We start from the raw sequence: 9,697 nt of genomic DNA on the forward strand, positions 1-9,697 counted from the left end.
CCGTGCCGGCGCCCGGGCGCCGCCGCCTCGGCCGGGTCCGGCGCTCCGCGCGCTCAGCCCCGGGCGGCTCCCGGTCGGGCCCGGGCCAGCTGTGCCGCCAGCAACCGGGGTGCCTCCACCAACGACGGCCCGTACCAGGTCAGATGGCGCCCGCTCAGCAGGGCCGCCGGGATGCCCGGGAAGGCCTCCGGGCCGTCGTCCGCGCCGAAGCGGTACGGCTCGTCCGGGAGGACGATCAGCTCGGGCTCGCAGGAGAGGAGTTCGGGTAGGGGGACGGCCGGGTAGCGGTCGGGGTGATCGGCCTGGGCCGGCTGGACGCCGAGGCGGCGGAGCAGGTCGCCGGCGAAGGTGTCGCGGCCGAGCACCATCCACGGTCGGCGCCAGATCGGGACGACGGCACGTCGGGGTGTCGGCCGGGGAGGGACATCCGCCCAGGCGGCCTCGGCGGCATCCAGCCAGGTCGGGCGGGCGAGCTCGCAGGCGATGGTGAGCAGCCGGTGGAGGGAGTCGAACGCCTGCTCCAGGGTGCGGATGTCGGTGACCCAGACGGGCACGCCGGCGGCGCGCAGCGCGTCGAGGTCGGGGCGGCGGTTCTCCTCGTCGTTGGCGAGTACGAGATCGGGTACGAGGGCCGTGATCCGGCGGACGTCCGGGTTCTTGGTGCCGCCGATCCTGCTGACGGCCAGGCCGGCGGGGTGGCTGCACCAGTCGGTGGCGCCGATCAGCAGGCCGGGAGCGGTGGCGGCGACGGCTTCGGTCAGCGAGGGCACCAAGGACACGACCCGTCGGACCGGGCCGGGGCCGCACGGCACCGGCAGCCCGAGGTCGTCCACCCGGACAGCGGTCCTGGACGGCGCTCCTGACGGCACTTCTGACGGCAGGTCGGACGACTGGTCGCGCGGGGAGGCCATCCGGCCACCCTAACGAGTTCCGCCGTGATCGGACGGGGCGTGATCGGACGGGGCGTGACCGAAGCGGGGCGTGACCGAAGCGGGGCGTGTCCGAGGCAGAGCGTGCGGGGCGATGGTGTGGTGCCGGTCCGCCGGATCGGCACCCTGGCAGGATGGCGGGCATGGAACGTGTACTCGGCATCGGCGGATACTTCCTGCGGGCCGCCGACCCGGCCGCGCTGAGCGCGTGGTACCGCGACTGTCTGGGCCTGGACGCCGACGAGCACGGCCTGTGGCGGCAGGAGGCCGGGCCGACGGTGTTCGCGACCTTCGAGTCCGGGACGGACTACTTCGGGTCCCGCTCCCAGCAGGTCATGCTCAACTTCCGGGTCCGCGACCTCGACGCGATGCTCGCACAACTGCGCGCGGGGGGAGCTGACGTGGCCGAGGAGACGCAGGACATGGCGGGTGTCGGCCGGTTCGGCTGGGTCACCGATCCCGAGGGCAACCGGATCGAGCTGTGGCAGCCGGCCTGACCGGGTGCGCGCGCCGGTGGTGACGAGCCGCGGGTGCGCCGGGATCACCGACCGAACGCCCGGTCCGTCGACGGAAAAGTCGCGGGAACCGGGCGGGCGCGGGGGCCGACTACCTGGTCCGGGCTCGCAGGACGGGTCCGAGCACGACCATTGACCAGGAGAGTTCCATGCGCCCTCGCGTGTTCTGCGGCATCGCGGCCGCCATCGCCCTGTTCGCCACGGCCTGTGGGAGCGGCGGTGGGGGGAGCAGCGCCGGCGGCGACCGGGCCGACGGGGGCGGGCAGGCCACCGCCGCCGGGTTCCCCGTGAAGGTGGCGGACTGCCAGGGCAGGGAGACCACCGTCCAGCAGGCGCCGAAGCGGATCGTCACCAGCAACGCCGCGAGCCTGGAGATGCTGCTCCAGCTCGGCGCGGGCGACCGGGTCGTCGGTACCGGGTTCCCGCCGGGCAAGGGCAGCCTGCCGGCGGCGTTGGCCGAGCAGGGCGCGAAGGTGCCGGTGCTGGGGGACAAGGTGATCGCCAAGGAGAAGCTGCTCGGCTCGGGCGCCGACCTCTACGTGGACACCTTCGGCGCGATGCCGATGATGGGCGCGGCGGGCGCCGGGCCCAGCGAGGAGGAGTTCGCGGCGGCGGGCATCCAGCACGTCCTGCTGCTGTCCACCGCCTGCGCTGGCACGCCGAAGGCGGCCAAGGCGCCGCGCACCGATCTCGCCGAGGTCGAGAACGACATCCGCCGGCTCGGCGCGGTGACCGGCACGGCGGCCAGGGCCGAGGAACTGGTCTCCGGGATGGAGCGGCAGATCGGCGAGGTCCGCACGGCGATCGCCGCCGTGCCCGCCGAGCAGCGGCCGAGCTACTTCCTGTTCGACTTCGACGCCGGCACCAAGCAGCCGATGTCGGTCTGCGGCCGGCAGGTGGCCAACGCGGTCATCACCCTGGCGGGCGCGCGCAACGTGTTCGCCGACTGCGACGCCGACTTCAAGCCGGCCTCCTGGGAGGACGTGGTCGCCAAGAACCCGGACTGGATCCAGCTCGCGGTGCGCAACCGGGGCAGTGAGCAGGAGAACCGCAAGGCCTTCGAGGACGCCGAGGCCTTCCTGCGCGCCTTCCCCGCCACCCAGGGCCTGAAGGCCGTCCAGGAGGGGCACTTCCTGCGGATCGGCTCCGAGGTCACCACCATCGCCGGGGTGCGCAACGCCGACACCGTCCGGCAGATCGCGGCCACCGTCCACCCCGCGCTCGTCAAGAACGGCCAGTAGGCCGTGGCATCGGCCGCCGTCACCGGCAGGCGGAGCCGGACGGGGACGCTGCGCGCCGGGCCGCTGGCCGTCGTGCTCGCCCTCGCGCTGGTCGCCGCGCTGACCGCCGCCGTCTCGCTCGGGTCGGTGGACATCCCGCCCGGCGAGGTCTGGTCGGTGGTCGCCCACCGGCTCACCGGCCACCCGCCCGAGCCCGGCACCCGGGACCTCATCGTCTGGCAACTGCGGGTCCCGCGCGCCCTGCTGGCGGCGATGGTCGGGGCCGGGCTCGGCCTGGTCGGCACGGCCGTCCAGGCGTTGGTCCGCAACCCGCTCGCAGACCCCTATCTGCTCGGGATCTCCTCCGGCGCCTCGCTGGGCGCGGTCGCGGTGATCGTCCTCGGCGGCGGGCTCGGCCTGGAGCTGGCCTTCGGCAGTGCGATCGGGCTGACCATCTCGCTGGCCGCCTTCCTCGGCGCGCTGGCCGCGTTCTCACTGGTCTGGCTGATGGCCCGGCGCGGCGGTGGGTTCTCGCCGCTGCGCCTCGTCCTGGCCGGCATCGGCATCGGCCAGTTCCTCGCCGGCTTCACCAGCTACCTGGTCCTGCAGACCAGCGACGAACAGCAGACCAGGGGCGTGCTGTTCTGGCTGATGGGCAGTCTCAGTGGCGCCGTCTGGGGCCAACTCGTCGTCCCCGCCATCGCGGTGGCGCTCGGGCTGGCGGTGCTGCAGGCCCGCGCCCGCGGCCTGAACGCGCTGCTGATGGGCGACGAGACGGCGGCCGGGCTCGGTGTGGACGTCACCCGGCTGCGCCGCGAGGTCTTCGTCGTCACCAGTGTGCTGACCGGCGTGCTGGTCGCCGTCTCGGGCGCGATCGGCTTCGTCGGACTGATGGTGCCGCACGTCTGCCGGTTGCTGGTCGGCGGTGACCACCGCCGGCTGCTGCCGCTGTCCGCCCTCACCGGGGCGGTGCTGCTGGTGGTGGTCGACACCCTCGCCCGAACCGCCCTGGACACCCAGGAGCTGCCGATCGGGGTGGTCACCGCCCTGCTCGGCGCGCCCACCCTGCTCTTCCTGCTGGACCGACGACTGGAGCGGAATTGAGGATCGCGGTCGAGGATCTGAGTGTCACCCTGTCCGGACGGACGGTGGTGGCCGGCGTCCATCTGGTCGCCAAGGAAGGCGAGATCGCCGGGCTGGTCGGCCCGAACGGCAGCGGCAAGTCCAGCCTGCTGCGCACCGTCTACCGGCATCTGCGGCCGAGCGCCGGGCGGGTCCTGCTGGCCGGCCGGGAGCTGGCCGGGCTGACCGCCGCGCAGTCCGCCCGGCACATCGCCGCGCTGCCCCAGGAGCGCGGCGGGGACTTCGAGTTGACCGTCCGCGAGGTGGTGGCGATGGGCCGCACCCCGTACAAGCGGGCCTTCGCGGGGGACGACGCGGAGGACCACCGCCTGGTCGCGGACGCCCTGGCACGGGTCGAGATGGCGGACGCGGCGGACCGCCGGTTCGCCCAGCTGTCCGGTGGGGAGCGCCAACGCGTGCTGCTGGCACGGGCCCTGGCCCAACAGCCGGACGTCCTGGTGCTGGACGAGCCGACCAACCACCTGGACGTCCGGCACCAGGTCGAGCTGCTCGGCCTGCTGCGCGAGCAGCGCCGTACCACGCTGATCGCGCTGCACGACCTCAACGCGGCGGCCTCGGTCTGCGACCGGCTGCACGTCCTGCACGGCGGCAGCCTGGTGGCCTCCGGGACGCCACGTGACGTGCTGACCGCCGAGCTGCTCGCCGAGGTGTTCGGCGTACGGGCGGCGGTGGTCGAACACCCGCTCACGGGTGACCCGTTGATCGCGTTCGACCACCGCACGCCCGCGTCGTCACCGGCGGGGCCGCCGACGTGTCAGACGGTCTCGTAGTGGCTCGGGCGGCCGTCGCGCTCCACCAGGCGGCCGATCTCCCGGGCCTCCGCGCTGCGCAGCAACTCCCAGCGCCCGTCCGGTCGGTGGAGTACCGCGGAGTGCCACGGCGTCATCCAGGCGTCGGCGGCCTCCAGCAGCCGGATGCCGAACTTCGCCACCCCGACCCGCTGCGGGTGGATGGAGAGCCGGAAGGACCGGGGGTGCTGCTCGGCGATCAGGTCGCCCCAGGCGCGGCTGCGCTGGATGACGCCGTACGCGCGCTGCCGGCAGTCCCGCTGCAGGGCGGAGCGGGTGCCGGTGAAGCCGGCGGTGTCCTCGGTGAGGAACCGGGTGATGCCGCGGTAGAGCCGCAGGGTCTCCTCGTCGGTGAGCACCTGTTCGCGCAACTCCTCCTTGCTGGGCGCGTACTGGGCGTGCACCCGGGCCCGCTTCTCGTCGAACGGCAGGTCGCCGAGGACGGCCCGCAGATCGAAGGTGGCGAGGTGGCCCAGCCCCTCCTGCGTGATCATCGCGGACAGTGCGTCGGAGTACTGGTCGATGTGGTCGTCGGGGACGTGGATCAGATCGCCGAAGATGTGGCCGTCGGAGCAGATCAGGATCCGCGCACCGGGTTCGTAGAGCGCGCCGATCCGCTCGCAGAGTCCGTCGAGGAAGGTGAGCGAGAGGCGTTCGCCCTCGTCGGGCAGATGGCCGAGCACCTTGGCGAGGTTGGGGGATTTGCAGGGGAAGCCGGGCAGGGTGAACACGATCGGGTCGCCGACGGCGACGAAGTCGGCCAACTGCTCCAGCTGGAGCGGGAAGTCGGCGGCGGTGGCGTTCACCTCGGGGTCGGAGGCGCGGCGGTGCGGCAGCAGCAGCTCCAGGATCGCGGCGCAGATCCGCGGCACGGACCGCGGATCCGGGGCGGCGGGGCGCCGAGCGGTGCCCGGCCGGGCCGGGGCGGTTCGCGCGGTGTCGGGGCAGGTGGTGCCCGGGTGGGCGGTGGTGCCGGACTGGGCGGCGGTGTCGGTCGGGGAATCGGTGGCGACGCCGGCGGGCGGCATGGTGGTCCTCCACGGGACGAACGGTGTGCGGGCTTCGGGGCAGGCGGGAGCCACGGCCCGGCGATGGGCGCCGGGCCGGTCAGCGGTGGTGCCGGGGAGCCGTGGGGCGGTCAGGTCCGCTTGTCGTAGGCGACCGGGAGGCGGTTCACGCCCCGGGCGAGGACGGCTGGCACCCAGGTGAGCGCGTCGATCCCCTCGCCGTCCCCGGTGGACGGGCGCAGTCCGGGCAGCCGGGTGAGCAGGGTGGCGACGGCGATCTGGAGTTCGAGCCGGGCCAGGGCGGCGCCGGGGCAGTAGTGGATGCCGTGGCCGAAGGCCAGGTGGGCGTTGGGGGTGCGGTCGAAGTCGAGGACGTCGGCGTCCGGGAACTGCTCGTCGTCGCGGTTGGCGGCGCAGAGCGAGACGATCACGGAGTCGCCGGCCGGGACGGTCGTGCCGTACAGGTCACTGTCCTCGGCGAAGAAGCGCCAGGTGGTGATCTCGAACGCGGCGTCGTGGCGCAGCAGTTCCTCCACCGCCCGGGTGAGCAGGGCGGGGTCGGCGGCGACGCCGTCCCGCAGCCGGGCGAGCTGGTCGGGGTGGCGCAGCAGGGTGATCAGCATGGTGGTGATCTGGTTGGTGACGGGCTCCTGGCCGGCCACCAGCAGCTGGAACACGATCGAGTCGCGCTCCTCGGGGGTCAACTCGCCCGCGTCGCAGGCGGCGACGAGCCGGCCGAGCAGGTCCACGTCGGGCCCGGCGGGGTCGTGGGAGGCGCGCTTGTGGGCCACCACGTCGGCGATGTACCCCTGGAGGCCACGCAGCCGGCCCTCGTATGCCGGCCGGCCCGGGTCCTGCGGGCCGACCGGTTGGACGACCTTGCCCCAGTCGCGGTCGAAGCGGACGGCCAACTCCTGCGGCAGTCCGATGACTTCGGCGAGCACCCGGAAGGGGTAGTGGGCCGCGAAGCCGGCCACCAGATCGGCGCCGCCGGTGTCGGGCAGCTCGTCGACCAGGGCGTCGGCGAGCTCCTGGACGCGCGGGCGCAGGGACTCCACCCGGCGCGGGGCGAAGGCGTCCAGGACGAGCCGGCGCATCTGGGTGTGCTTCGGCGGGTCCTGGTGCAGCAGGTGGACCTGGAGCTGGGAGTGCTGTGGCTCGGGCATGATCGAGGCGAGCCGGCGCCAGCCCTCGTTGCCCAGGGCGTGGTTCTTGCCGAGCCGGGGGTCGTTGAGGGTCTCGTGGGCGGCCTGGTAGCCGGTCACCAGCCAGGCGGCGATCCCGCTCGGGAACCGCACCCGGTGGACCGGTCCGGCCTCGCGCATCCGCCGGTAGAGCGGATAGGGGTCGCTCTTGTACTCCGGCCCGTACAGCGGTACCGGGTCGGGGAGTTCACCGTGTCCGAACGGGCAGCGCGGGGTGTCCGCCGGGCTGCCCGTGGTCGGATCGTGGACGGTGTCGGTCATGCGGTGGTCCTCCGGTCGGGGTGTGTGGTGCGCGCGCGACGGCGCTTCGTCAGGTTCCGGAGCGCCGGGAGCCCGTGGAGCTGTCGGCGCTCCGGGTACTCGCGGTGCTCGCGGTGCTCGCGGAATCGGTGGAGCTCTTGGTGCCGGTACTGCCAGTACTGCCGGTGGTGCCGGTAGTGCGGGTACTGCGGGTGGTGCGGTGGTGCAGGGCGAGGAGGGCCACGGCCGTGGTGGCGGCCAGCGTGGCGAGGACGAGCCCGGCCCGGACGGCCGTGGTGCCGGCGCCGCCGGCCAGCGCGGCGGCGGTGCCGAGGGCGGGTCCGAGGGCGAAGCCGAGGCTGCGGGAGAGCTGGACGGCGGAGCCGGCGGTGGCCAGCTGCTTCGCCGCCGCGGCGCTCATCACCAGGGCCTGCACGGGGCCGCCGTTGAGGCCCATGCCGGCCCCGGCGATCGCGAGCCGCCAGGAGATGTCGGCGGGCGTCCAGCCGGCGTCCAGCGGGACGAGCAGCAGCAGGCCGGTGGCGGTGACGGTGGCGCCGGTCAGCGCGGTGGGCCGGGCGCCCCAGCGGTCCGCCAGCCGCCCGCCGAAGCGGCCGGCCAGCACCATGCCGAGCGGGAACGCCAGCATGGTCAGCGCGGTGGTGGTGGCGGTGATCCCGTCGTCCCGGCGCAGGTGCTGGGCGAGCAGGTAGTGGGTCGCGGCGAAGCCGGCCGCCAGGGCCAGCACCGAGCCGTCCAGGGCGGCGACGCCGGGGGTGCGGAGCACGGCCGCGACCGGCCGTCCGCCGGGCCGGCGCAGCCAGAGCAGCACCAGCGGGGCCGCGGGCAGGGCGAGCAGCAGGAAGCCGGGCGCGTCGGGCGCGAGGGTCAGCCCGAGCAGGACGGCGGCCACCGCGGAGCCGATCAGCGCGGCGTCACCGAGCGAGCCCCGGTCGGGCAGCCGCAGCCGCCCGCCGCGCGGGGCGTGCCGGTGGGCGATCAGCAGGGCGACCAGGCAGACCGGCAGCTTGACCAGGAAGATGGCCCGCCAGCCGACGTGGTCGAGCAGCAGGCCGCCGATCACCGGACCGGTGACGGCACCGAGCGGGCCGAGGGTGGCGGGCACGCTCATCGCGCGGCCGCGCAGCTCCGGCCGGACGGCGGTGGCGGCCAGCACCGGCATCAGCACGAACAGCACGGCGCCGAAGGCGCCCTGCGCGAGCCGGGCCGCCACCAGCCAGCCCGCCCACGGCGCGAGGGCGGCGAGCACACTGCAGAGCGCGAAGCAGCTCACCGCCAGCAGCAGGGCGGACCGGGTGCCGACCTGGTCGAGCCAGCGCCCGGCGGGCAGCAGCAGGGCCACCAGGGGGAGTTGGTAGCCGAGGACGGCCCACTGGGCGGTGGTGGACGAGACGTGAAGTCCCTCGGCGATGTCGGTGAGCGCCAGGTTGACGACGTTCATGTCGAGCATGGCCACGAACGAGAGCAGTCCGGCCGCCACGACCAGGATCCACCGGTCCTGCGGCTGTGCCGGACCGTCGCCCGGCCCACTGCCGGCCGGCGCCTGTCGCGCTGCCATGGATTCTCCTCCGCTGTGCCGTCGCGGACACCGCCTCGGCGGCGGGGTCCGGTACAGCAGTCGGAGCCGGGGGAGCTCCGGTTCCGAACAGGTGAAGGAATTTCCCGGTTGGCCGGAATGTGGCGGCGGTGGCCGATCGTGCTCGATCGAGACCGGTTCCGACTGCCACCGATCGGGATGCGGGCCGTCCCGGTCGCCGATCGACCGCGCCGGCCGGCGGCTGGCCCGGTGGAAATAGCCGTGCACGTTCCGGGGTTGCAGCCAGGCACGACGCACGGTCGCGGCAGGACCGAAAGGATCATCATGAAGATCGGGATCATCGGCGCGGGCAACATCGGCGGCAACCTCACCCGCCGGCTCACCACCCTCGGGCACGAGGTGTCCGTGGCCAACTCACGGGGCCCGCAGACGCTGACCGCGCTCGCCGAGGAGACCGGCGCCACACCGGTCACGGTGGGGGAGGCGGCGCGCGGCGCGGAGGTCGTGGTGGTGACGGTGCCGCTGAAGAACGTGCCGGACCTGCCGTCAGGCCTGTTCGACGGCGCGGCCGAGGGCTTCGTCGTGATCGACACCGGCAACTACTACCCGCAGCAGCGGGACGGGCGGATCGCGGCCATCGAGGACGGTCTGCCCGAGAGCCGCTGGACGGAGCAGCACGTCGGGCACCCGGTGGTGAAGGCCTTCAACGGGACGTACGCCGAGGACCTCCTGGAGCGGCCCCGTCCGCAGGGCGCCCCGGACCGGCTCGCGCTCCCGGTGGCCGGTGACGACGAGGCCGCCAAGCGCGTGGTCCGCGCGCTGATCGACGAGCTGGGCTTCGACAGCGTGGACGCGGGCGGCCTGGACGAGTCCTGGCGCCAGCAGCCCGACACCCCCGTCTACGGACTGCGGGAGGGTGTCGACGCCGTCGTCAAGGCGCTGGCCGAGGCCTCGCCCGAGCGGCCGGCGTCGTTCCGGGCCCAGGCCTGACGGCCACGGGCCCAGGCCTGACGGCCACGGGCCCAGGCCTGACGGCCACGGGCCCAGGCCTGACGGCCACGGGCCCAGGCCTGACGGCCACGGGCCCAGGCC

The 9,697-nt window shown here is 74.3% G+C and carries 9 protein-coding genes; 5 read left to right on the forward strand and 4 right to left on the reverse strand.

The features are described 5' to 3' along the window. Positions 1–53 precede the first annotated feature (53 nt). Positions 54–911: a helical backbone metal receptor gene (locus ACIQTO_RS21420; RefSeq protein ID WP_402390187.1), complete on the reverse strand. Its 858-nt coding sequence runs from the start codon at positions 909–911 to the stop codon at positions 54–56. 161 nt (positions 912–1,072) lie between these two features. Between ACIQTO_RS21420 and ACIQTO_RS21425 the strand changes: the two genes are divergently transcribed. From ACIQTO_RS21425 to ACIQTO_RS21440, 4 genes are all read left to right on the forward strand, one after another. Then, positions 1,073–1,426, forward strand: coding sequence for a VOC family protein (locus ACIQTO_RS21425; protein WP_402390190.1), 354 nt, complete (start codon positions 1,073–1,075; stop codon positions 1,424–1,426). 167 nt (positions 1,427–1,593) lie between these two features. Beyond that, a complete protein-coding gene (locus ACIQTO_RS21430) occupies positions 1,594–2,685 on the forward strand; it encodes an ABC transporter substrate-binding protein (RefSeq protein WP_402390193.1) in 1,092 nt (363 codons plus the stop codon). A 3-nt stretch (positions 2,686–2,688) separates the two neighbouring features. Then, positions 2,689–3,768 carry a FecCD family ABC transporter permease gene (locus ACIQTO_RS21435; protein ID WP_402390196.1) on the forward strand — a complete coding sequence of 360 codons (1,080 nt, stop codon included), beginning with the start codon at positions 2,689–2,691 and terminating at the stop codon, positions 3,766–3,768. Further along, positions 3,765–4,577 carry an ABC transporter ATP-binding protein gene (locus ACIQTO_RS21440; RefSeq protein ID WP_402390200.1) on the forward strand — a complete coding sequence of 271 codons (813 nt, stop codon included), beginning with the start codon at positions 3,765–3,767 and terminating at the stop codon, positions 4,575–4,577. The genes ACIQTO_RS21435 and ACIQTO_RS21440 overlap by 4 nt, the downstream gene beginning before the upstream one ends. Here the strand turns inward: ACIQTO_RS21440 and ACIQTO_RS21445 are convergent. The 3 genes from ACIQTO_RS21445 to ACIQTO_RS21455 all read right to left on the reverse strand — a co-directional run bounded on the left by ACIQTO_RS21445 (position 4,562) and on the right by ACIQTO_RS21455 (position 8,626). After that, positions 4,562–5,623 (reverse strand): L-tyrosine/L-tryptophan isonitrile synthase family protein, encoded by a 1,062-nt coding sequence (locus tag ACIQTO_RS21445; RefSeq protein ID WP_402390202.1) that lies wholly within the window; start codon positions 5,621–5,623, stop codon positions 4,562–4,564. The two genes, ACIQTO_RS21440 and ACIQTO_RS21445, sit on opposite strands and share 16 nt — an antisense overlap. Positions 5,624–5,733: 110 nt before the next feature. Further along, positions 5,734–7,068: a cytochrome P450 gene (locus ACIQTO_RS21450; protein ID WP_402390204.1), complete on the reverse strand. Its 1,335-nt coding sequence runs from the start codon at positions 7,066–7,068 to the stop codon at positions 5,734–5,736. 49 nt (positions 7,069–7,117) lie between these two features. After that, positions 7,118–8,626, reverse strand: a complete 1,509-nt coding sequence (locus ACIQTO_RS21455) for an MFS transporter (RefSeq protein ID WP_402390206.1) — start codon at positions 8,624–8,626, stop codon at positions 7,118–7,120. Positions 8,627–8,929: 303 nt separating this feature from the next. On the opposite strand from ACIQTO_RS21455, the gene ACIQTO_RS21460 reads away from it, so the two are divergent. Next, a complete protein-coding gene (locus ACIQTO_RS21460) occupies positions 8,930–9,595 on the forward strand; it encodes an NADPH-dependent F420 reductase (protein WP_402390208.1) in 666 nt (221 codons plus the stop codon). Positions 9,596–9,697 lie beyond the last annotated feature (102 nt).

This window comes from Kitasatospora sp. NPDC091207, assembly GCF_044768625.1.
Taxonomy (GTDB): Bacteria; Actinomycetota; Actinomycetes; order Streptomycetales; family Streptomycetaceae; genus Kitasatospora.

Bases quoted from the DNA above. Each gene is read 5' to 3' on its own strand.
- ACIQTO_RS21420 (WP_402390187.1), bottom strand. From the start codon at position 911: ATGGCCTCCCCGCGCGACCAGTCGTCCGACCTGCCGTCAGAAGTGCCG.
- ACIQTO_RS21425 (WP_402390190.1), top strand. From the start codon at position 1,073: ATGGAACGTGTACTCGGCATCGGCGGATACTTCCTGCGGGCCGCCGAC.
- ACIQTO_RS21430 (WP_402390193.1), top strand. From the start codon at position 1,594: ATGCGCCCTCGCGTGTTCTGCGGCATCGCGGCCGCCATCGCCCTGTTC.
- ACIQTO_RS21445 (WP_402390202.1), bottom strand. From the start codon at position 5,623: ATGCCGCCCGCCGGCGTCGCCACCGATTCCCCGACCGACACCGCCGCC.
- ACIQTO_RS21450 (WP_402390204.1), bottom strand. From the start codon at position 7,068: ATGACCGACACCGTCCACGATCCGACCACGGGCAGCCCGGCGGACACC.
- ACIQTO_RS21455 (WP_402390206.1), bottom strand. From the start codon at position 8,626: ATGGCAGCGCGACAGGCGCCGGCCGGCAGTGGGCCGGGCGACGGTCCG.
- ACIQTO_RS21460 (WP_402390208.1), top strand. From the start codon at position 8,930: ATGAAGATCGGGATCATCGGCGCGGGCAACATCGGCGGCAACCTCACC.